We start from the raw sequence: 21,956 nt of genomic DNA, 5'->3' as shown, positions 1-21,956 counted from the left end.
TGAATGAAAATGCTGAAATCCACCCTGGCTGTCCTGACTGCCGCCACCGTTCTGGGGGTGAGCGGTTTCGCCCAGGCAGGCGCCACTCTGGACGCGATTCAGAAGAAAGGTTTCATTCAGTGCGGCGTCAGTGATGGCCTGCCTGGCTTCTCCGTTCCGGACTCCACCGGCAAGATCCAGGGTATCGACGCCGACGTCTGCCGCGCCGTGGCCGCTGCCGTGTTCGGTGACGCCACCAAGGTCAAGTTCAGCCAGCTGAATGCCAAGGAACGCTTCACCGCCCTGCAGTCCGGCGAAATCGACGTGCTGTCGCGTAACACCACCTGGACCAGCTCCCGTGACGCAGGCATGGGCCTGATGTTCACCGGTGTCACCTATTACGACGGCGTAGGCTTCCTTGCCAACAAGAAACTGGGCGTCAAGAGCGCCAAGGAACTGGACGGTGCAACCATCTGCATCCAGGCCGGTACTACCACCGAGCTGAACGTATCGGACTATTTCCGCGCCAATGGCCTGAAATACACCCCGATCACCTTCGACACCTCCGATGAAAGCGCCAAGTCCCTGGAAAGCGGCCGTTGCGACGTGCTCACCTCCGACAAGTCGCAACTGTACGCACAGCGCTCCAAGCTGGCCGCCCCGGGCGACTACGTGGTACTGCCGGAAACCATCTCCAAGGAGCCCCTGGGCCCGGTCGTGCGCAAGGGCGATGAGGAGTGGTTCAGCATCGTCAAGTGGACGCTGTTCGCCATGCTCAACGCTGAAGAGGCAGGCATCACTTCCAAGAACGTCGTTGAAGAAGCCAAGTCCACCAAGAACCCTGACGTGGCACGCCTGCTGGGCGGCGACGGCGAGTACGGCAAGGACCTGAAGCTGCCGAAGGACTGGGTAGTGAAGATCGTTTCGCAGGTGGGCAACTACGGCGAAGTGTTCGAGAAAAACCTGGGCAAGAGCACCCCGCTGGCCATTGACCGTGGCCTGAATGCCTTGTGGAACAACGGCGGCATCCAGTACGCACCACCCGTACGTTAAGCCGGCCCCGCGCCTGGCGGCCCGTATGCCGCCAGGCGCTGTTACATTCCCTTTCTACCGGGGCACTTCATGCAAAATCAAATCGGCGCACCCAAAGGGTTTTCCCTGACCGATCCACGTGTGCGTGCGTGGCTATTCCAGATCATTACCATTGTGGTGGTGGTCGGCCTGGGCTGGTACCTGTTTCACAACACCCAGACCAACCTGCAACATCGCGGCATCACTTCCGGTTTCGACTTCCTTGAACGCAGTGCCGGGTTCGGTATCGCCCAGCACCTGATCGACTACACCGAGTCGGACAGTTACGCGCGGGTGTTCGTCATCGGCTTGCTCAACACCCTGCTGGTGACCTTCATCGGCGTCATCCTGGCGACGTTGCTGGGCTTTGTCATCGGCGTGGCGCGCCTGTCGCCCAACTGGATGATCAACAAGCTGGCCACTGTGTATGTGGAGACCTTCCGCAACATTCCGCCGCTGCTGCAGATCCTGTTCTGGTACTTCGCCGTGTTCCTGACCATGCCAGGGCCACGGGGCAGCCATAACCTGTGGAACATGTTCTACGTCAGCAACCGCGGGCTGAACATGCCGGCCGCCCTCAAGGCCGATGGCATGTGGCCGTTCCTGATTGCCGTGCTGGTGGCGTTCGTGGCCATTGGCGTGATGGTCAAGTGGGCCAACAAGCGTTTCGAAGACACCGGCGTGCCGTTCCACAAGTTCTGGGCCGGCCTGGGTTTGCTGGTGGTCATTCCGGCGTTGAGCGTACTGGTGTTCGGCAGCCCCGTGCATTGGGAAATGCCAGAGCTGCGCGGCTTCAACTTCGTCGGTGGCTGGGTCATGATCCCCGAGCTGCTGGCCCTGACCCTGGCCCTGACGGTGTACACCGCGGCGTTCATCGCCGAGATCGTGCGCTCGGGCATCAAGTCGGTGAGCCACGGCCAGACCGAGGCTGCCCGCTCCCTGGGCCTGCGCCCCGGGCCTACCCTGCGCAAGGTGATCATTCCCCAGGCGCTGCGGGTGATCATCCCGCCATTGACCAGCCAATACCTGAACCTGGCGAAGAACTCTTCCCTGGCCGCCGGTATCGGTTACCCGGAAATGGTTTCGCTCTTCGCCGGCACAGTGCTCAACCAGACCGGCCAGGCCATCGAAGTCATCGCCATTACCATGAGCGTGTACCTGGCGATCAGCATCAGCATTTCCCTGCTGATGAACTGGTACAACAAGCGCATTGCGCTGATCGAGCGGTGAGGAAACGCCCATGACGACGTCGCATGTATTCAAACCCAATATGCCCCCGCCCAACATGGCGGTCGGCCCTGTCGCCTGGATGCGCACCAACCTGTTTTCCAGCTGGTTCAACACCCTGTTGACCCTGCTGGCGCTATACCTGATCTACCTGATCGTGCCACCGCTGCTGAGCTGGGCGTTCCTGGACGCCAACTGGGTAGGCACCACCCGCGAAGACTGCACCAAGGCGGGCGCCTGCTGGGTGTTCATCGAACAGCGCTTTGGCCAGTTCATGTACGGTTACTACCCGCCGCAACTGCGCTGGCGCGTGGACCTGACCGTGTGGCTGGCCGTGCTGGGCGCCGCGCCGCTGTTCATCCCGCGCATCCCGCGCAAGGTGGTGTACGGCCTGAGCTTCCTGGTGGTCTACCCGATCGTTGCCTTCATCCTGTTGCGTGGCGGCTTCTTCGGCCTGGAAAACGTGGCCACCAGCCAATGGGGCGGCCTGATGCTGACCCTGGTCATCGCCACCGTGGGCATCGCCGGCGCCTTGCCATTGGGCATCCTGCTGGCCCTGGGGCGGCGCTCGAAGATGCCGGCGGTAAAGGTGGTATGTGTCACGTTCATCGAGTTCTGGCGCGGTGTGCCACTGATTACCGTGCTGTTCATGTCGTCGGTGATGCTGCCGTTGTTCCTGCCTGAAGGCATGAGCTTCGACAAACTGCTGCGGGCGCTGATCGGCGTGATCATGTTCCAGTCGGCCTACGTGGCCGAGGTAGTGCGTGGCGGCCTTCAGGCGATTCCCAAGGGCCAGTACGAAGCCGCTTCGGCCATGGGCCTGGGTTACTGGCGCAGCATGGGCCTGGTGATTCTGCCGCAAGCGCTCAAGCTGGTGATTCCGGGTATCGTCAACACCCTGATCGCGTTGTTCAAGGACACCAGCCTGGTGATCATCATCGGCCTGTTCGACCTGCTCAACAGCGTCAAGCAAGCCGCCGCCGACCCCAAATGGCTGGGCATGGCCACCGAAGGCTATGTGTTCGCCGCCGTCGTTTTCTGGATTTTCTGTTTCAGTATGTCCCGCTACTCCGTGCACCTGGAGCGCAAGCTGGACACTGGCCACAAGCGTTAGGAGTGTCATCATGAGCGAAGCAATCAAACAGCCTGTGGGCGCCGATGGCATTATCCAGATGCAGGGCGTGAACAAGTGGTATGGCCAGTTCCACGTACTGAAAGACATCAACCTGAACGTCAAGCAGGGCGAACGCATCGTGCTGTGCGGCCCGTCGGGCTCGGGCAAGTCCACCACCATCCGCTGCCTCAACCGCCTGGAAGAGCACCAGCAGGGCCGCATCGTGGTCGATGGCGTGGAGCTGACCAACGACCTCAAGCAGATCGAAGCGATCCGCCGGGAAGTGGGCATGGTGTTCCAGCACTTCAACCTGTTCCCGCACCTGACCATTCTGCAGAACTGCACCCTGGCCCCCATGTGGGTGCGCAAGATGCCCAAGCGCAAGGCCGAGGAAATCGCCATGCATTACCTGGAGCGCGTGCGCATCCCGGAGCAGGCGAACAAGTTTCCGGGCCAGCTCTCCGGTGGTCAGCAGCAGCGCGTGGCCATCGCCCGGGCCCTGTGCATGAAGCCCAAGATCATGCTCTTCGACGAGCCGACCTCGGCGCTGGACCCGGAAATGGTGAAAGAAGTACTCGACACCATGATCGGCCTGGCCGAAGACGGCATGACCATGCTGTGCGTGACCCACGAGATGGGCTTCGCCCGCACCGTGGCCAACCGCGTGATCTTCATGGACAAGGGTGAGATCGTCGAGCAGGCAGCGCCCAATGACTTCTTCGACAACCCGCAGAACGAGCGGACGAAGTTGTTCTTGAGTCAGATTCTGCACTGACCTCCCCCCCCAGAACCCGGCCACGTGCCGGGTTTTTTATCCCCGCGATCCGGTAGCAGCGGACTCTCCTGCCGACAAATGGCTAGCAATTTGTCTTGCCTAGCTATGCCCCGTTCTTTACCCTACCTATCTATTTAAATTCATCGGATGATTGGACGATGTCCACCCTGATCAAGCGCTCCCTGGTCGACCAGGCCCTCGACCAGTTACGCGACCGCATTACCCGCGGCCACTGGGCCGTAGGCCAGCGCCTGCCCACCGAGCCGGAGCTTGCCCTGGAATTGGGCATTAGCCGCAACACCGTACGTGAAGCCATGCGCGTGCTGGCCTTCAGCGGCATGATCGAGATCCGGCAGGGTGATGGCAGCTACCTGCGCGGCAGCGTCGACCCGTTCGATACGCTGAAGGCGCTGTCCAACTGCTCCATCGAACAGGCCCGGGAAACCCGGCGCATCATCGAGGTGGAAGCCATCGGCCTGGCCGCCCGGCGGCGTACTGAGCAAGACCTGCAAGCGCTGCATGCCGCGCTCAAGCACAGTGGCGCCCACTACCACACTGACCTCGACAGCTACATTGCCTGCGACCTGGTGTTTCACCGCTTGCTGGTGGACGCCGCGCACAACCCCACGTTGAGTCAGCTGTACCGGTTTTTCTCCAGCGTTGTCGGCGAGGCGATTCTGCATTCGCTCAACCACACCCCCCGCAATACTCACGTATTCGACTTGCACGGCGAGCTGCTGGCCGCCATTGAAGCAAGCGACCCGGAACGGGCCATGTCGATCTGCCGCGCGCTGATCGACTGCCCGGACCTTTGATCGAGGAACTGTCTTATGTCCACTCCAACCACCGAGGCGCTGAAGATGCCTGCCGATCAAACTGCCGCCGTGCCGCGGCCCTGGCTGTTGCTGCTGGGCCTGGTGCTGGTGGCCCTGAACCTGCGCCCGGCGCTCTCGAGCATGGCGCCGTTGCTGGGGCAGGTGTCCCATGACCTGGGCCTCAGTGGTTCAACCGCGGGGCTTTTGACCACGCTGCCCGTGTTGTGCCTGGGATTGTTCGCGCCGTTGGCGCCCATGCTGTCCCGGCGTTTTGGCGCCGAACGCGTGGTGTTGGGCATCCTGCTGGTGCTGGCGGCGGGCATCGCCCTGCGTAGCCAGCTGGGGGTGGTCGGCCTGTTCGCCGGCAGTATTCTGTCCGGGGCCAGTATTGGCATCATTGGTGTGCTGTTGCCGGGTATCGTCAAGCGGGACTTTGCCAAGCAGGCAGGCACCATGACGGGCGTTTACACCATGGCGCTGTGCCTTGGCGCGGCGCTGGCCGCTGGCGCCAGCGTGCCCCTGGCCGAGGCCTTCGGCCACCGCTGGGCCATGGGGCTGGGGTTCTGGGTAGTGCCCGCGCTGCTGGCTGCGGTGTTCTGGTTGCCCCAGACGCGGGCCCGGCATGGCGCCCACCATGCGCGCTACCGGGTGCGTGGCCTGTTCCGTGACCGGCTGGCGTGGCAGGTGACCCTGTTCATGGGGTTGCAGTCGTCGTTGGCCTACATCGTGTTTGGCTGGTTGCCGTCGATGTTGATGGGGCGCGGCCTGGATGCTGCCGAAGCGGGGCTGGTGCTGTCGTTCTCCATCCTTATACAGCTGGGCAGCTCATTGATCGCACCGTGGTTGGCCACCCGCGGCCGTGACCAGCGCGTCGCTATCGTTACCGTGATGGGCTTGACCCTGGCGGGCTTGTTCGGCTGCCTCTACGCGCCGCTGGGCGGGCTGTGGTTCTGGGCCGTGGTGCTGGGGCTGGGGCAGGGCGCCATGTTCGCCGTAGCCCTGACCTTGATCGTACTGCGCGCCAGCGATGCCCACGTGGCGGCCAACCTGTCGAGCATGGCCCAGGGTGTCGGTTACACGCTGGCCTCCATGGGGCCGCTGGCCGTGGGCCTGGTGCATGACTGGAGTGGCGGCTGGGACGCGGTGGGCTGGATCTTCGCGGTGATCGGCACCCTGGCGATCGTCGCGGGCATGGGCGCTGGCCGGTCGCTGCACGTGAACGTCACCAGCGAAAAGATCTGAAACCGACATGCCCTGGTCCTGCATCTGAAAGGGCATGAGGCGCGATGCGGTGCATTGCCGGGCGGAACTGCTAGGATGGCAGGACTTCAACCAGAGTCCTGCCCATGAGCGAAGCCAACGCAGCCCTGATCACCCGTTTCTACCTGGCTTTCCAGCGCCTGGACGCCGAAGCCATGGCCGCCAGTTACACCGACGATGTGGTGTTCAGTGACCCGGCTTTCGGAACGCTGCGCGGCAAGGATGCGGGCGACATGTGGCGCATGCTCGCAGCGCGGGCCAAGGACTTTTCGTTGACCTTCGACCATGTCCACGCCGGCGACCACCACGGCAGTGCCAATTGGACCGCCACATACCTGTTCAGCCAGACCGGCCGCACGGTGGTGAACCACATCCATGCCCGCTTCGTTTTCCGTGACGGCAAGATCTGCGAACACCACGATCACTTCGATTTCTGGCGCTGGTCGCGCCAGGCCCTGGGTACCCCCGGCCTGCTGCTGGGCTGGACACCGTTGCTCAAGGGCAAGGTGCGGCAGCAGGCGCTCAAGGGGCTGCGCGCCTTCCAGGCGGCAACGGCCTGATCAGCGCGGCACCAGAGGGTGCTGATCCTGCTCGCGGTACGTGAACCTGGCCGCTTCCAGCCGGGAGGGCAAGCGGATACCGATCACTGGAATGAATGTGCCGGTCTTGTCGTGCCACTGCTTCTGCACTTTCTGCGCATCGCCCAGGCCGCCCTTGCCTTCGATGTGGAAGAACGACTGGATCGGCAACTCGGCGAACTTCGTTTGGTCCCAGGCCTGGATCATGACCTCATTCCACGCGAAGGGCCGGTCGTTCATCAATTGCATCACCCGCACGCTCTGGTAGAAGTACTCGGCATTACGGCGCAGGTCCTTGCTGCGCACGTCGAAAGCACACTGGCTGGCGTAGCGGTAGTCGGGGTTGCCTGCCCAGCGATCTTCCACCAGCGGGTCCGGTGATTCGCGGTAATGGCTGACCCACTGCTCGGCGGTGGTGATACCGAGCTTGTCGCACAAGGCTTCGGTTATTTCGGGGGTGCGCTTGTTGTCGCCGCAACCGCTTTTATCGCGTTTCCAGCTGTCCCCGTCGGTGGGGTAGGCACACATCACCTTGTACCCCAGGTTGCCAGCAGGTTTGTAGTCGGCAGGGAACAGGGTGTAGCCACTGCGTCCGCTTTCGGCCAGCCGGTCAAAGGCCGCGTCAGCGCGCAGGTAGGAAAACGATGCTGCCTGCTTCTGCAGGGTGCCAGGGCTATGGTCCCAGGTGAAGTAATGGTCTGAGGGGGTGGTGGCGCGCAGCAACAGCCCGGAGCACCTGAACGCCGGCTTTTCGTTGCAGTGCTCAGGTGTGTCGTTGTAGTAGGTTGTCATCGCCTGGGCAGTATCATCGCCAACATTCGCCAGGGCGAAGGGCGCCAGTGTCAGGCTTGCCAGGCACGCCAGCAGGTGGCGTGGGGTCAGGGTGTTTTTCATGGTAAAGGCCTCGTGAGGGATGAGCCACCCACACTATTTTTCTGCCTCGCCGCGGTATGTCGCCCAATGGCTGTCCGCAGGCCTGAAAGCACGACGGTGTCCCGCTGGAGGCCCCCTCGGTGCCGTAGGAACCGTGAGAAAGGGTAACCTTCCCTGTCAGAATGGGTAGAATTCATCGTCTTCAGCATGGTCTTGCCGGTGTGAACGAACCTACAGTCCCTTCGCCAGGCAAACCCTGGTATGTCTACCTGGTCCGCGCGGCCAATGGTTCGCTGTATTGCGGGATCAGCGACAACCCCCGGCGCCGTTTCAGCCAGCACCAGAGCGGCAAGGGCGCGCGTTTCTTCAGTTCCAGCCCCGCCGTGGCGCTGGTGTACGTGGAGTGCTGGCCGGACAAGGGCGAGGCCTTGCGCCAGGAGCGCTTGATCAAGCGCCTGCGCAAAAGCGCCAAGGAGCGCCTGGTGGCGTCCTGGGTGCCAATTGATCCGGTTGATGAGCCACTATCGGCCTGAGTGGCTAGGCCCTGTCTGGGAGCGGGAGTAAGCTTGAGTTTTTAGCCCTGCGGCGGAGCCGAAGATGACCGAGCTGATCCTTCACCACTACCCCACGTCCCCGTTCGCCGAAAAGACTCGCCTGATGCTGGGTTTCAAGGGCCTGTCCTGGCGTTCCGTGCTGATCTCACCGGTCATGCCCAAGCCTGACCTGGTAGCGCTCACCGGTGGCTACCGCAAGACCCCTGTGCTTCAGGTAGGCGCGGACATCTACTGCGACACCGCGCTGATCGCTCGCCGCCTGGATCAGGAGAAAGCCCTGCCGGCGTTTTTCCCGGAGGGCCAGGAAATGACCGTGGCCACGTTCGCCGCCTGGGCCGATTCGGAATTGTTCAGGCACGCGGTGAGCCTGGTGTTCCAGCCCGAGTCCGTGGCTGTGCGCTTCGCGCGCCTGCCCCCGGAAGCGGTGAAGGCCTTCATCGCCGACCGTGCGCAGTTGTTCAGCGGTGGCTCGGCCACGCGCGTCCCGTTGGAACAGGCCAAGCACCAGTGGCCGGTGTTCATGGCGCGGCTGGAACAGCAACTGCAACGCGAGGTGGGTGATTACCTGTTCGGCGAGCCGTCGGTTGCCGACTTCGCGCTGGCTCATCCCCTGTGGTTCCTCAAAGGCACACCGGTGACTTCGCCCCTGGTCGACGAATACCCCGCGGTGCACGCCTGGCTGGGCCGGGTGCTGGGCTTCGGTCATGGCGCCTACAGTGAGTTGAGCGCCGAGGAGGCGTTGACGGTGGCACGCACCAGTGTGCCGGCGCCGTTGCCGGTCGATGACTTCATCGACCTCAACGGTTTCAAGCCAGGGGACCAGGTGACCGTCGCCGCCGTCGACTATGGCGTCGACCCGGTAGCGGGCGAGCTCTTGTTCGCGGGGCGTGAGGAATTGATCGTGCGCAGGGACGATCCGCGTGCGGGGACGGTGCATGTGCACTTCCCGCGGCTGGGTTTCAAACTCGACAAACACTGATGCGAGGCGCTTCACAGGCTGCTTGTCATAGCCAGTGGGGTGTGTTTATTGGGGAGCAGGCTGGTCGGCGCCGACGCAGGTTAGGGGCTATTCGGTGAAGTCCGGCTGCGCCTGCAATGAGCCAGGGAAGTCACGGTCAAGTTGCCAGACCTTAACTTCCCTGCATGCATTCACTATAGATCAACAATGATATCAACTTTGGTCTCAAGGCTGAGACGTATGTAAGGCAAGTTGCTGGCGCCGAACGCTACGTCCGATAACCAGCCTGCCGGGATCGTACCTTGGGTGACCGGTCCTTTCTTGACCAGCGCAACGCCTCCTTCTTCCCAGCTTGCTATCAGATGACCCACTTGCCATCCCGACGCAGCGTCCAGAGTTTGAACATCGGAGACCCCATAGTAGTATTGAGGATCATCGAAGTGTTTCAGTAGTATCCTGAAGAATATGCCTCGAACAGGGGTCGCATAGTCGATACTACTGGGAATGTATTCCCCAAGATAGTTTCGATTGACGACTTGCAGTGGCAGCCTGTCAACACGGATGAAGGTCTTGCGCTGCAGTGGCGCGAGTGATTGAAAAAGATGTACGTCATCTTCGGTCGCCCTGTTGATGGTGATGCTTGCAGGAGGAGAGACTGAGATCACATTCACGCTCGATCCCGATGCATAACTTGCAGCGCCTTCAAGAGCGGGCTCGCCGATGAAGGGGTGGCCGTGATGCCCTGCAGTTACTGACTCAAGGGTGACTACGCGGCCGGGAACAAATTGCTTTGTCATGTTGAACCTCATGAATTGTAATTGGGCGTGCCCAGTAAGTTCGTTCGGTTGTGCGAGGCAGAGTGCCGTCGGCAGGGGCGATGGTAGCCGGGAGAGGTAGGCGTGAATACTGGTATATTTGACAGTAAATGAAGTGTTGAAGGTGTGAAGTTATGAAAGTTTCAATCGTTGTTTGTTGAATAGATTTGTTCGAGTTTTTGCATGGCTGATCAGGGACGCCCGAAGGCCTCGCTTTGCTACGGTTGCAAAGCCTTGAGTATCTGCCCCTCGTCATACTGACGCAGCAGCACGCCATTCACATCCAGCATGGGAATACCTCGCCCGCCCAGCGCTTCATAGCGCTGGCGCGCCTGGGTGTCCTTGTCGATGTCGAATTCCTGGTAGGCCACCCCCTGGCGATCCAGAAACCGGCGAAAGTCCTTGCAGTACCCACACCAGCGCGTCGAATACAGTGTGACCTGGGCGTGAGCCCTGGCTTGTGCGGTGAGTTGCGAGGTGGGGCTGAAAAACGCTTCGATCTTGCCCCACTGCTGGGCGATCACCACGACCAGCAATATCGGCAGCACGCGCTTGAGTGTCTTGTTCAGCACCCGCTCAGTCCTTGCGGCGCTTGAGCTGGTCGGTGAGCTGGGTGGGCAGGCCCTTGATGATCAGGGTACCGGCTTCTTCGTCGTACTCGATCTTGGAGCCCAGCAGGTGCGCTTCGAAGCTGATGGACAGGCCTTCGGCGCGGCCGGTGAAACGGCGGAACTGGTTGAGGGTGCGCTTGTCCGCCGGGATCTCCGGGGACAGGCCATAGTCCTTGTTTCGGATGTGGTCGTAGAAGGCCCGTGGGCGGTCCTCATCGATCAGCCCGGAAAGCTCTTCCAGGGCCACGGGCTCGCCATGCTTGGTCTGGCTGGTGGCGTAGTCCACCAGTGCCTGGGTCTTCTCCCGGGCGGCTTCCTCGGGCAGGTCTTCGCTTTCGACGAAGTCGCTGAAGGCCTTGAGCAGGGTGCGGGTCTCGCCCGGGCCGTCGACGCCTTCCTGGCAGCCGATGAAATCACGGAAGTATTCCGAGACTTTCTTGCCGTTCTTGCCCTTGATGAACGAGATGTATTGCTTGGAGTTCTTGTTGTTCTGCCACTCGGAGATATTGATTCGCGCGGCCAGGTGCAACTGGCCCAGGTCCAGGTGGCGCGAGGGCGTCACGTCCAGCTCGGCATTCACCGCCACGCCTTCGCTGTGGTGCAGCAGGGCGATGGCCAGGTAGTCGGTCATGCCTTGCTGGTAATGCGCGAACAGCACGTGGCCACCGGTGGACAGGTTGGACTCCTCCATCAGCTTCTGCAGGTGCTCGACGGCCTGGCGGCTGAACGCGGTGAAATCCTGCTCGGCATCCAGGTACTGCTTCAACCAGCCACTGAAGGGGTGGGCACCGGACTCTGCATGGAACAGCCCCCAGGCCTTGCCTTGCTTGGCGTTGTAGTTGTCATTGAGGTCGGCCAGCAGGTTTTCGATGGCCTGGGACTCGCCCAGTTCCGAATCACGGGCGTGCAGCACGGCAGGGGTGCCGTCGGGTTTCTTTTCGATCAAATGGACAATGCTGTGACGGATCGGCATGGGCTTCTCGGTGCGTCGAAAGGGGAAGGCCAAGGGCGAGCGTGTCGGCCTTGTGCAAAGGCGCCAAGTGTAACGCAACTGGGGGTTTGGCGGCCCGGCGCGGTCATTTCAGGCCGTGAAATCGAGACTTTTGTCTATTTTTCAATCAATCGGGCGATAAACCTGAACAAATGGCCAGGTAGTGGCGGATATTTCTGTTTCTGTGTGCTAGTTTTGCCCGGTCTTGCGCTCCATAAGGGCGCATCGCCCGCAGATAGCTGCCGTCAGGTCGAACCAAATACCGATTTGTGCATCTACATTCGCGATTGGCGTGGCTGTAGACCGATTGCCGAACCCTGGGGGTTACGGCGTTTTTGACTGATGTTGCACTCTGCAATCCAACTGAATTTGATAGGGAAGGAACACCACCATGGCATTGACCAAAGACCAACTGATCGCCGACATCGCTGAAGCCATCGACGCGCCAAAAACCACCGCGCGCAATGCTCTCGAGCAACTGGGCCAGATCGTTGCCGACCAGCTGGAAAATGGCAGCGAAATCACTCTGCCAGGCATTGGCAAGCTGAAAATCACCGAGCGTCCAGCTCGTACCGGCCGCAACCCTTCGACTGGCGCCCCGATCGAAATCGCCGCCAAGAAAGTCGTCAAGTTTGTTCCAGCCAAAGTGCTGACTGATTCGGTTAACAAGTAATTTTGTAACCAGTCGTTAAAAAGCCGTGACCGGGGCGACCCGGTCACGGCTTTTTTTGTGCCTGCAGAGTCTTCATCGACACTGCCGGCCTCATCGCGAGCAAGCTTTGCTCCCACGGTGTTTACCGCAACCCTGTGGGGGCAAAGCTTGCTCGCGATGGCGTCAGGGTTTGAACCAGGCTTGCTGCTGCGCTTCAGTCTGAAAGGTCCAGGCCACGAAACGGCTCTGTTTTTGCCCCTGGCCCATTTCCACCACGCGCACCTGCACGGCACCGGCCTTTTTCAGCGCCACCTGGATCGGTGGCACATTGGTAGCCTTGGACACCAGGGTGCTGAACCACAGCACCTGTTGGCCTACCGCCACGCTTTCGCTGATCAACTGGGTGACGAAACGAATTTCCCCACCCTCGCACCACAGCTCATTGTTCTGCCCACCGAAGTTGAGCACCGGCAGCTTGCGCTTGGGGTCGGCCTTGCCCAGCGCGCGCCATTTGCGTTGGCTGCCGCGTGTGGCCTCTTCCAGCGAGGCATGGAAGGGTGGGTTGCACAAGGTAAGGTCGAAGCGGTCGTCAGCCTTCAGCAGGCCGCTGAGGATGTGCTTGGTATTGCCCTGCTGGCGCAAGCTGATGCCCTTGTCGAGCTTGTTGGCCTGGACGATGGCCTTGGCCGACGCCAGGGCTACCTTGTCGATGTCAGAGCCCACGAACTGCCAACGGTAGTCGGCATGGCCCAGCAGCGGGTAGATGCAGTTGGCACCCACGCCGATGTCCAGTGCGCGCACTGAGGCGCCGCGTGGTATTTCGCCGCCGTTGAGTTCGGCCAGCAGGTCGGCGGCAGCGTGGATGTAATCGGCGCGCCCGGGGATGGGCGGGCAGAGGTAGCCGTCGGGGATGTTCCAGTGCTGGATGCCGTACAGCGCCTTGAGCAGGGCGCGGTTGAACACCTTCACCGCCGCCGGGTTGGCGAAGTCGATGCTTTCCTTGCCGTAGGGGTTGAGGATCACGAACTGGCCCAGCTCGGGGCTGGTCTTGATCAACTGGGGGAAGTCGTAACGGCCCTGATGGCGGTTGCGGGGGTGGAAGCCGGGTTTGCTGGGGGCGGACATGTGCGCGCTCCGGTAGAAGTGAATGTGGGACCGGGCGAAGCTCGGGAAAAGAGCGCCGCGGTATATCTGCTATACCGCGGCGCCCCCTTCCCGAGCTCCGCCCGGTCCCACATGGGCCCGCTGAGAATTACAGGCTGGCGATGCGCGCGTGCTGTTCGGCGAGCTTGCCCAGGGCCTGCTCGGCTTCAGCCAGCTTGGCGCGTTCCTTGTCGATGACCGCCGGCGGTGCCTTGTCGACGAAGGCGGCGTTGGACAGCTTGCCGCCCACCCGTTGCACTTCACCTTGCAGGCGCTGGATTTCCTTGTCCAGGCGCGCCAGTTCCGCGTCCTTGTCGATCAGGCCGGCCATCGGTACCAGCACTTCCAGCTCGCCCACCAGTGCGGTCGCGCTCAGCGGTGCTTCGGCGCCGGCTTGCAGCACGGTGATGGATTCGAGCTTGGCCAGCTTCTTGAGCAGGGTCTCGTTTTCCACCAGGCGGCGCTGGTCTTCGGCGTTGGCGTTTTTCAGGAACAGCGCCAGGGGCTTGCCCGGGCCGATGTTCATTTCGCCACGAATGTTGCGCACGCCCAGCATCAGGCCCTTGAGCCATTCGATGTCGTCCTCCGCCGCCTGGTCGATGCGCGCTTCCACAGCCACTGGCCACGGTTGCAGCATGATGGTCTTGCCTTCGGCACCGACCAGCGGCGCCAGGCGCTGCCAGATTTCCTCGGTGATGAACGGCATGAACGGGTGCGCCAGGCGCATGGCCACTTCCAGTACGCGCACCAGGGTGCGACGGGTGCCGCGCTGACGCTCGACCGGCGCGTTCTCGTCCCACAGCACAGGCTTGGACAGTTCCAGGTACCAGTCGCAGTACTGGTTCCAGATGAACTCGTACAGGGCCTGGGCTGCCAGGTCGAAGCGGAACTGGTCCAGCTGGCGGGTCACTTCGGCTTCGGTGCGCTGCAGCTGCGAAATGATCCAGCGGTCAGCCAGGGACAGTTCGTAGGCTTCCCCGTTCTGGCCGCAGTCTTCGCCCTTGTCCAGCACGTAGCGCGCCGCGTTCCAGATCTTGTTGCAGAAGTTGCGGTAGCCTTCGACGCGGCCCATGTCGAACTTGATGTCGCGGCCAGTGGAAGCCAGCGAGCAGAACGTGAAGCGCAGGGCGTCGGTGCCGTAGCTGGCGATGCCGTCGGCGAATTCGGCGCGGGTCTGCTTCTCGATGGCTTTCTGCAGCTTGGGCTGCATCAGGCCGGTGGTGCGCTTCTGCACCAGGGCTTCGAGTTCGATGCCGTCGATGATGTCCAGGGGGTCAAGCACATTGCCCTTGGACTTGGACATCTTCTGGCCCTGGCCGTCGCGCACCAGGCCGTGCACGTAAACGGTCTTGAACGGTACTTGCGGTGTGCCGTCCTCGTCTTTCACCAGGTGCATGGTCAGCATGATCATCCGGGCGACCCAGAAGAAAATGATGTCGAAACCGGTGACCAGCACGTCGGTGGAGTGGAATTTCTTCAGGAACTCGGTCTGTTCCGGCCAGCCCAGGGTGGAGAAGGTCCACAGGCCCGAGCTGAACCAGGTGTCCAGTACGTCGTTGTCCTGGTTCAGGACCACGTCGGCGCCCAGGCCGTGCCTGGCGCGCACTTCCTCTTCGCTGCGGCCTACGTAGACCTTGCCGGCCTCGTCGTACCAGGCTGGAATGCGGTGGCCCCACCACAGCTGACGGCTGATGCACCAGTCCTGGATGTCACGCATCCACGAGAAGTACATGTTTTCGTACTGCTTGGGGACGAACTGGATGCGGCCGTCTTCGACAGCTGCGATCGCAGGCTCGGCCAGTGGTTTGGTGGACACGTACCACTGGTCGGTCAGCCACGGCTCGATGATGGTACCCGAGCGGTCGCCCTTCGGCACTTTCAGCGCGTGGTCGTCGACACTGACCAACAGGCCGGCAGCGTCGAAGGCGGCGACGATCTGCTTGCGCGCCTCGAAGCGGTCCAGGCCGGCATATTCGGCCGGGATCTTTCCGTCGATGCTTTCGTTCAGCGTACCGTCCAAGTTGAACACCTGGCAGGCCGGCAGCACGGCAGCATTCTTGTCGAAGATATTCAGCAGCGGCAGGTTGTGGCGCTTGCCGACTTCGTAGTCGTTGAAGTCGTGGGCCGGGGTGATCTTCACACAGCCGGTACCGAACTCAGGGTCGCAGTAATCGTCGGCGATGATCGGGATGCGCCGGCCCACCAGGGGCAGCTCGACGAACTGGCCGATCAGGGCCTTGTAGCGCTCATCGTTCGGGTTCACGGCCACGGCGGCGTCGCCGAGCATGGTTTCCGGACGGGTGGTGGCGACGATCAGGTAATCCAGACCTTCAGCGGTCTTGGCGCCGTCGGCCAGCGGGTAGCGCAGGTTCCACAGCGAGCCTTTCTCGTCGTGGTTTTCCACTTCCAGGTCGGAAATGGCGGTGTGCAGCTTGGTGTCCCAGTTGACCAGGCGCTTGCCGCGGTAGATCAGGCCGTCTTCATGCAGGCGAACGAAGGCTTCCTTGACCGCTTCCGACAGGCCGTCGTCCATGGTGAAACGCTCGCGGCTCCAGTCCACGGACGAGCCCAGGCGGCGGATCTGGCGGCTGATATTGCCACCGGACTGGTCCTTCCATTCCCAGACCTTCTCCAGGAATTTCTCGCGGCCCAGGTCGTGGCGGTTCTGCCCCTGGGCTTCGAGCTGGCGCTCTACCAGCATCTGGGTGGCGATACCGGCGTGGTCGGTGCCCGGCTGCCACAGGGTGTCGCGGCCCTGCATGCGGCGGAAACGGATCAGGGCGTCCATGATCGCGTTGTTGAAACCATGGCCCATGTGCAGGCTGCCGGTGACGTTCGGCGGCGGGATCATGATGGTGTACGAGTCGCCCGCGCCTTGCGGAGCGAAATAGTTCTCGGACTCCCAGGTCTGGTACCAGGAAGTTTCAATGGCGTGCGGCTGGTAGGTCTTATCCATGCTCGGCGGGACCCTAATAGGCATTTATTCAGGAAAGCCGATTAGTATAGCGGCAGCTGCAAGCTTCAAGCTACCAGCTGCAAGAAGGTCCGGGCCATTCTTCTCTCGCACCTTCCAACCTGCCGCTTGCCGCTATGGCTGCTGCAGCAGCCGTTCCATCCGGGCTTCGAGGCGGCGCTTGATTTCGGTTTCGATGTGCGGCGCGAAGTCGTCGATCACGTCCTGCATGATCAACTGGGCGGCAGCGCGCAGTTCGGCGTCCAGGTGCAGCAGGGTGTCCTGGCGGTTCTGTGCCGGGGTGGGTGGTTCAGGGGCTGGCTTCATGGCGGCGGCCTCGGCCTCGGCCTGGGTCTGTGCTTCGAGCTGGTCGAAGAGCAGGGGGATCTGTTCGTCGCTGACCACGGTCTCGGTCAGCAGCGGCGGTTGCAGGGTGTCGTCGCCGAGCAGCTTGCGGATCGATTCGAGGTCATCCAGCAGGTGCGCGGACTTGGGCATTTTTTTCGCAGTGTCCATCGTTGGCTCAGAGTCGCTGTAAGCGGTGATCTTGCAGAGGATAGCCCTGTTCGCGGTAGAAACGGAAACTCTCCCGTGCCGCCTGACGAATAGCAGGGTCTTCGACCACCACTTCGGCCACGCGGGCGAAGCGGCCGGCGAAGGCGGGCACCTTGAGGTCCAGGTTCACCAGCAGGTCCTGGTGGGACGCGGGGGCGTCGGCCAGGCCCAGGGCGATCACTGCCTCGGGGTCTTCCTCTGCCAGGCTGTGGGGCACGAAACTTTCGCCCTTGAAGGCCCACAGGCGCGCATCGAGCTGTTCGCGCTGCGCGGCGTCGCTGCAGTGCAGATACACCCGGTGGCCCAGGCGCCAGGCCTTTTCCACCAGCTTGCAGGCGAAATCCAGCCGCGCCGCAGGCAGCGGGCTGGGCAGAATATAGAAATCGACTTTGGTCATTTCGGTCCTATCACACGTGGGGCCGGACTGCCCGGTCCTGCCGGGGCAGTCCGGCCAGGTGTGTCAAACGCCGGCGCGGTCCAGCAGGTACTGGGTCAGCAGGGGCACCGGGCGGCCGCTGGCGCCTTTGTCCTTGCCGCCGCTGACCCAGGCGGTGCCAGCGATGTCCAGGTGTGCCCAGTGGTAGCTCTTGGCGAAGCGCGACAGGAAGCAGCCTGCGGTGATGGCGCCGCCTTTGGGGCCGCCGATGTTGGCGATGTCGGCGAACGGCGAATCCAGCTGTTCCTGATACTCATCGAACAGCGGCAGTTGCCAGGCGCGGTCGTCGGCGGCCTTGCCAGCTTCCAGCAATTGTTCCACCAGTTCGTCGTTGTTGCCCATCAGGCCCGAGGTGTGCGCACCCAGGGCTACCATGCAGGCGCCGGTCAGGGTGGCGATGTCGATCACCGCCTGGGGCTTGAAGCGCTCGGCGTAGGTCAGGGTGTCGCACAGCACCAGGCGGCCTTCGGCGTCGGTATTGAGGATTTCCACGGTCTGGCCGCTCATGGTGCTGACGATGTCGCCCGGGCGAGTGGCACTGCCGCTGGGCATGTTCTCCGCGCAGGCCAGCAGGCACACCAGGTTGACCGGCAGCTTGAGTTCCAGCACGGCACGCAGAGTACCGAACACGCTGGCGGCGCCGCACATGTCGTATTTCATCTCGTCCATGCCGGCCGCAGGCTTGATGCTGATGCCACCGGTGTCGAACGTGATGCCCTTGCCCACCAGCACGTACGGCTTCTCGGACTTCTTCGCGCCCTGGTAGTTGAGCACGATCAGGCGCGGTGGCTGTTCGCTGCCCTGAGCCACGGCCAGGAAAGCGCCCATGCCCAGTTCCTTGAGTTTCTTCTCGTCGTGGATCTCGACCTTGAGGTTCTTGTGCTCCTTGCCCAGTTCCTTGGCCTGCTCGGCAAGGAACGTAGGGTGGCACAGGTTGGGCGGCAGGTTGCCCAGGTCGCGAGTGAAGCTCATGCCGGTGGCGATGGCGCTGGCGTGGGCCACGGCGCGCTCTACGTCAGCCTGGCTGGCCTTGTCGGTCAGCAGGGTGACTTTCTTGAGGGCGCGAGGCTCGGCCTTTTTGCTCTTGAACCGGTCGAACACGTATTCGCCGTCCTGCAGGGTCTCGGCCAGCAGGCGCGCCTTGCCGTAGGCATCGCGGCCTTTGACCCCCAGTTCGTCCAGCGCCAGCACGGCGTCGGTGCCGCCCAGGTTCTTCAGCGCACCCAGCACGGCGGCGCCCAGTTTGCGCCAGGCGCGGTCGCCCAGCAGCTCGTCGGCACCGGTGCCCACCAGCAACACGCGTTCGGCCTTGAGGCCGGGCAGGCTGTGCAGCAACAGGGTCTGGCCCGGCTTGCCGGTCAGGTCACCGCGCTTGAGCACGGTGGTCAGGGCGCCGCCGCTGAGTTCGTCGACTTTCTTGCCGACATTGCCCAGTACACGACCTTCGCCAACGGCGACGACCAGGGTCGCGGTCTTCAGGCTTTCAGCGCTTACGCTTTTTACAACCAATTCCATTTCCGGGTCCCCTAATGAACTGTCGGTGTGCGCGGCCTCTAATGGGATGCGCCAAAGTGAAACTGCCTGGCTCGACCCTGTGGCGGCCAGGCCAAAGTCCCCAGTTTGAGCCTTGCCGACGCGCCCTGACAACCCTTGGGCGCGGGTTTGCGCAACTGTATGCGCACGCGAAGTGACAGGCAGGCCCAATCACAGGATAATGCGCCGACTTTTTCCACGGTTCGCCCTGCGCGCGCCTGCCACCGGAGTGGCCGCTATGTATCCCTTGTTCGGCCGTCTGAGCCTGACAACCCTGGAGTGTCTGGTTTGATCGTCTTCCGCTATCTGTCCCGTGAAGTCATGCTCACCCTCAGTGCCGTCAGCGCGGTACTGCTGGTGATCATCATGAGCGGGCGCTTCGTCAAGTACCTGGCCCAGGCCGCCTCGGGCGCCCTGGACCCAGGCGTGCTGTTCCTGATCATGGGCTATCGCCTGCCGGGTTTCCTGCAGTTGATCCTGCCCCTTGGCCTGTTCCTGGGTATCTTGCTGGCCTATGGCCGCTTGTACCTGGAAAGTGAAATGACCGTGCTGGCCGCCACTGGCATGAGCCAGCAGCGCCTGCTGGCCTACACCATGGCCCCGGCCACGGTGGTGGCCATCCTCGTCGCCTGGCTTAGCCTGAGCCTGGCGCCCCTGGGTGCGCAGCAGTTTTCCCAGGTGCTCAACCAGCAGGACGCCATGACCGAGTTCGACACCCTCGAGCCTGGCCGTTTCCAGGCCTTGCGCGATGAGAGCCGGGTGACCTACACCGAGACCATGAGTGACGACCGCATCAACCTGGGAGGCGTGTTCATTTCGCAGAAGCGCCTGGGCCAGGACGCCAAGGACCGCGGCATCACCCTGCTGTTGGGTGAGAAGGGCCGTCAGGAGCGCCGCCCCGATGGCAGCCGCTACCTGATCCTGGACAACGGCTACCGTTACGATGGCATCCCCGGCCAGGCCGACTACCGCGCCATTCAGTACCAGACCTACGGCGTGATGCTGCCCAAGCCCGAAGTCAGTGAAGAAGTCACCGACCGTGACGCCATTCCCAGCAGCAAGCTGTTCAGCGGCGAGTCCGACGACAAGGCCGAGCTGCAATGGCGCCTGTCGCTGCCGCTGCTGGTGTTCATCGTGACCCTGATGGCGGTCCCGCTGGCACGGGTCAACCCGCGCCAGGGTCGTTTCCTCAAGCTGCTGCCGGCGATTCTTCTGTATATGGCCTACCTCACCGTCCTGATTTCCGCCCGTGGCGCCATGGAGAAGGGCAGGCTGCATTCGGCCTTGGGGCTGTGGTGGGTGCACGGGCTGTTCCTGATCATCGGCCTTGGGCTGATGTACTGGGAGCCGCTGCGCCTGAAACTGGCCAGCCGTCGCGCGGCGACGGAGGTGGCCCATGGTTAAGCTCGACCGCCACATCGGCAGCAGTGTGCTGATGGCCATCCTGGCCGTGCTGGGGGTTATCCTCGGCCTGGCCACGCTGTTCGCGTTCATCGACGAGATGAGTGACATCAGCGCTACCTATGGCCTGCTGGACATTTCCTGGTATGTGCTGCTGACCGCCCCACGCCGGCTTTACGACATGTTGCCGATGGCAGCGTTGATTGGCTGCCTGATCGGCCTGGGCAGCCTCGCCAGCAACAGTGAGCTGACCATCATCCGCGCAGCGGGTGTGTCCATCGCACGTATCGTCTGGGCGGTGATGAAGCCTATGCTGGTGCTGATGGTGTGCGGCCTGCTGATCGGTGAATACGTGGCGCCCGTCACGGAAGCCAAGGCCCAGGCAGATCGTTCCCTGGCCCAGGGCATCGGCGACGCGCAAAGCGGCCGCCATGGCCTGTGGCACCGCGAGGGCCAGCAGTTCATTCACATCAACACCGTGCAGCCGGCTGGCCTGCTGTATGGCGTGACCCGCTACACCTTCGATGACGAGCGCCACATCAAGACCGCCAGTTTCGCCAGGAAGGCCCAGTACACCGATGGCCACTGGAACCTGTCCGACGTGGCCACCACCGTGTTCCATGGTGACCGCACCGAGGTGGTCAACACGCCTGCGGAACAGTGGGATGTGTCGGTGACTCCGCAGTTGCTGAGCACCGTGATCATGGCGCCCGAGTCACTGTCGATCAGTGGTCTGTGGGGCTACATTCACTACCTGTCGGACCAGGGCCTGAACAACACCAAGTACTGGCTGGCGTTCTGGACCAAGATCCTGCAGCCGTTGGTGACCGCGGCGTTGGTGCTGATGGCGATCTCGTTCATCTTCGGTCCGCTGCGTTCGGTTACCCTTGGGCAGCGGGTGTTCACTGGCGTGCTGGTGGGCTTTACCTTCCGTATCGTGCAGGACTTGCTCGGGCCGTCGAGCCTGGTGTTCGGGTTTCCGCCGTTGCTGGCGGTGGTGATTCCGTCGTTGGTGTGTGCGGTGCTTGGGTGGTGGTTGCTGCGCAGGGCGGGTTAAGTTCAGCGACTAGAGAAAGCCGACCTCAGGGTCGGTTTTTTTTTGCGCTGGGGGCTGTGGGCTATGTACTCAGGTTGAAAAGCCACGCTTCTAAAGCCACGCTTCTAAGGGGATCGCACACATATCCAATGGGTTGGGCGCGACCACCGGCGGTTCCGGCCTTACGCCGGGTCACTTTTTGGCAGTCGCCCCAAAAAGTAACCAAAAAGGGCTCGCCCCTGCTGGGGCCCTGCGCTGCGCTCCGGGTACCCACCTTCCGACGCCGACCAGGGGGCAAACGACCCCGGCTATAGAAGCTTGCCGGGGCCGTTCCTCGGCTGAAGCCTCGGGCCCTGCGGGCAGCCCCCCGGTCGACGCCGGAAGGTGGCCCAGGCGCTTAAAGGGGCGGTAGATCAACAGCAAGATCAAAAGCCACAGCAAAAGCAAAAGCCACAGCAGAAGCTGACGCTGCGCTGCGAGGGCGGCCGCGCCCTGGCTTTTGATTCCGTTTTTGATCTTGCTTTTGCTTTTGCTTTTGCTTTTGCTTTTGATGTGCCGCCCCATAAAGCGCCTGGGCCTTCTTCCGGTGTCGACCAGAGGGCAGCCGCAGGGCCCGAGGCTTTAGC

22 protein-coding genes are annotated in these 21,956 nt (G+C 62.4%); 13 read left to right on the top strand and 9 right to left on the bottom strand.

Annotation, left to right across the window (positions count from 1 at the left end; genetic code table 11):
• The first annotated feature begins 3 nt into the window (after positions 1-3).
• The 7 genes from QBK88_RS16605 (at position 4) to QBK88_RS16575 (ending at position 6,801) form a co-directional block, all read left to right on the top strand.
• A complete protein-coding gene (locus QBK88_RS16605; RefSeq protein ID WP_268145333.1) occupies positions 4-1,032 on the top strand; it encodes an amino acid ABC transporter substrate-binding protein in 1,029 nt (342 codons plus the stop codon).
• A 69-nt stretch (positions 1,033-1,101) separates the two neighbouring features.
• Entirely contained in the window at positions 1,102-2,280 is a 1,179-nt protein-coding gene (locus QBK88_RS16600; RefSeq protein WP_277962895.1) for an amino acid ABC transporter permease, read from the top strand.
• 10 nt (positions 2,281-2,290) lie between these two features.
• A complete protein-coding gene (locus QBK88_RS16595; protein WP_277962894.1) occupies positions 2,291-3,391 on the top strand; it encodes an amino acid ABC transporter permease in 1,101 nt (366 codons plus the stop codon).
• Positions 3,392-3,401: 10 nt separating this feature from the next.
• Entirely contained in the window at positions 3,402-4,166 is a 765-nt protein-coding gene (locus QBK88_RS16590; RefSeq protein WP_158157103.1) for an amino acid ABC transporter ATP-binding protein, read from the top strand.
• Positions 4,167-4,324: 158 nt separating this feature from the next.
• The gene (locus QBK88_RS16585; protein WP_277962893.1) at positions 4,325-4,981 is read left to right on the top strand and encodes a FadR/GntR family transcriptional regulator; all 657 of its coding nucleotides are present in this window, start codon (positions 4,325-4,327) and stop codon (positions 4,979-4,981) included.
• A 15-nt stretch (positions 4,982-4,996) separates the two neighbouring features.
• On the top strand, positions 4,997-6,223 hold the full coding sequence (locus QBK88_RS16580) for a CynX/NimT family MFS transporter (RefSeq protein WP_277962892.1): 1,227 nt from the start codon (positions 4,997-4,999) through the stop codon (positions 6,221-6,223).
• A 104-nt stretch (positions 6,224-6,327) separates the two neighbouring features.
• Complete coding sequence (locus tag QBK88_RS16575) at positions 6,328-6,801, top strand: nuclear transport factor 2 family protein (RefSeq protein ID WP_277962891.1); 474 nt, start codon at positions 6,328-6,330, stop codon at positions 6,799-6,801.
• On the opposite strand, the gene QBK88_RS16570 is transcribed toward QBK88_RS16575, so the two are convergent.
• Positions 6,802-7,713, bottom strand: a complete 912-nt coding sequence (locus QBK88_RS16570) for a hypothetical protein (RefSeq protein ID WP_277962890.1) — start codon at positions 7,711-7,713, stop codon at positions 6,802-6,804.
• A 200-nt stretch (positions 7,714-7,913) separates the two neighbouring features.
• Between QBK88_RS16570 and QBK88_RS16565 the strand changes: the two genes are divergently transcribed.
• Both QBK88_RS16565 and QBK88_RS16560 read left to right on the top strand, forming a co-directional pair.
• Complete coding sequence (locus QBK88_RS16565; RefSeq protein WP_277962889.1) at positions 7,914-8,225, top strand: GIY-YIG nuclease family protein; 312 nt, start codon at positions 7,914-7,916, stop codon at positions 8,223-8,225.
• Between the two features lie 64 nt (positions 8,226-8,289).
• The gene (locus tag QBK88_RS16560) at positions 8,290-9,225 is read left to right on the top strand and encodes a glutathione S-transferase family protein (RefSeq protein ID WP_277962888.1); all 936 of its coding nucleotides are present in this window, start codon (positions 8,290-8,292) and stop codon (positions 9,223-9,225) included.
• 173 nt (positions 9,226-9,398) lie between these two features.
• Here the strand turns inward: QBK88_RS16560 and QBK88_RS16555 are convergent, their stop codons facing one another.
• The 3 genes from QBK88_RS16555 to yejK form a co-directional block, all read right to left on the bottom strand.
• Positions 9,399-10,001: a hypothetical protein gene (locus tag QBK88_RS16555; RefSeq protein WP_277962887.1), complete on the bottom strand. Its 603-nt coding sequence runs from the start codon at positions 9,999-10,001 to the stop codon at positions 9,399-9,401.
• Between the two features lie 236 nt (positions 10,002-10,237).
• Entirely contained in the window at positions 10,238-10,591 is a 354-nt protein-coding gene (locus QBK88_RS16550; RefSeq protein ID WP_277962886.1) for a glutaredoxin family protein, read from the bottom strand.
• Positions 10,592-10,595: 4 nt separating this feature from the next.
• On the bottom strand, positions 10,596-11,603 hold the full coding sequence (gene yejK / locus QBK88_RS16545; RefSeq protein ID WP_268145306.1) for a nucleoid-associated protein YejK: 1,008 nt from the start codon (positions 11,601-11,603) through the stop codon (positions 10,596-10,598).
• A gap of 409 nt (positions 11,604-12,012) precedes the next feature.
• On the opposite strand from yejK, the gene QBK88_RS16540 reads away from it, so the two are divergent.
• On the top strand, positions 12,013-12,294 hold the full coding sequence (locus QBK88_RS16540) for an HU family DNA-binding protein (protein ID WP_008371316.1): 282 nt from the start codon (positions 12,013-12,015) through the stop codon (positions 12,292-12,294).
• Between the two features lie 162 nt (positions 12,295-12,456).
• Here the strand turns inward: QBK88_RS16540 and rlmF are convergent, their stop codons facing one another.
• The 5 genes from rlmF to QBK88_RS16515 all read right to left on the bottom strand — a co-directional run bounded on the left by rlmF (position 12,457) and on the right by QBK88_RS16515 (position 18,875).
• Positions 12,457-13,398, bottom strand: a complete 942-nt coding sequence (rlmF, locus tag QBK88_RS16535; protein WP_277962885.1) for a 23S rRNA (adenine(1618)-N(6))-methyltransferase RlmF — start codon at positions 13,396-13,398, stop codon at positions 12,457-12,459.
• Between the two features lie 127 nt (positions 13,399-13,525).
• Positions 13,526-16,372: a valine--tRNA ligase gene (locus QBK88_RS16530; RefSeq protein WP_277962884.1), complete on the bottom strand. Its 2,847-nt coding sequence runs from the start codon at positions 16,370-16,372 to the stop codon at positions 13,526-13,528.
• Between the two features lie 132 nt (positions 16,373-16,504).
• Positions 16,505-16,885: a DNA polymerase III subunit chi gene (locus tag QBK88_RS16525; RefSeq protein ID WP_277962883.1), complete on the bottom strand. Its 381-nt coding sequence runs from the start codon at positions 16,883-16,885 to the stop codon at positions 16,505-16,507.
• A gap of 7 nt (positions 16,886-16,892) precedes the next feature.
• Positions 16,893-17,321, bottom strand: a complete 429-nt coding sequence (locus QBK88_RS16520) for a DNA polymerase III subunit chi (protein WP_277962882.1) — start codon at positions 17,319-17,321, stop codon at positions 16,893-16,895.
• A 63-nt stretch (positions 17,322-17,384) separates the two neighbouring features.
• Positions 17,385-18,875: a leucyl aminopeptidase gene (locus QBK88_RS16515; protein WP_277962881.1), complete on the bottom strand. Its 1,491-nt coding sequence runs from the start codon at positions 18,873-18,875 to the stop codon at positions 17,385-17,387.
• A 306-nt stretch (positions 18,876-19,181) separates the two neighbouring features.
• Here QBK88_RS16515 and lptF point away from each other — a divergent pair, with 306 nt between their 5' ends.
• The 3 genes from lptF to QBK88_RS16500 all read left to right on the top strand — a co-directional run.
• Positions 19,182-20,297, top strand: coding sequence for an LPS export ABC transporter permease LptF (lptF, locus tag QBK88_RS16510; protein ID WP_277962880.1), 1,116 nt, complete (start codon positions 19,182-19,184; stop codon positions 20,295-20,297).
• Positions 20,290-21,351 carry an LPS export ABC transporter permease LptG gene (lptG, locus tag QBK88_RS16505; protein WP_268145292.1) on the top strand — a complete coding sequence of 354 codons (1,062 nt, stop codon included), beginning with the start codon at positions 20,290-20,292 and terminating at the stop codon, positions 21,349-21,351. The genes lptF and lptG overlap by 8 nt, the downstream gene beginning before the upstream one ends.
• A gap of 363 nt (positions 21,352-21,714) precedes the next feature.
• Positions 21,715-21,956: hypothetical protein (locus tag QBK88_RS16500; protein WP_277962879.1), on the top strand; the 242-nt coding region annotated here is incomplete at its 3' end.

This window comes from Pseudomonas sp. RIT-To-2, from assembly GCF_029623465.1.
Lineage (GTDB): Bacteria > Pseudomonadota > Gammaproteobacteria > Pseudomonadales > Pseudomonadaceae > Aquipseudomonas > Aquipseudomonas silvicola.
The sequence above is the reverse complement of the archived record's forward strand: the minus strand, read 5'-3'. Positions and strand labels throughout refer to the sequence as shown.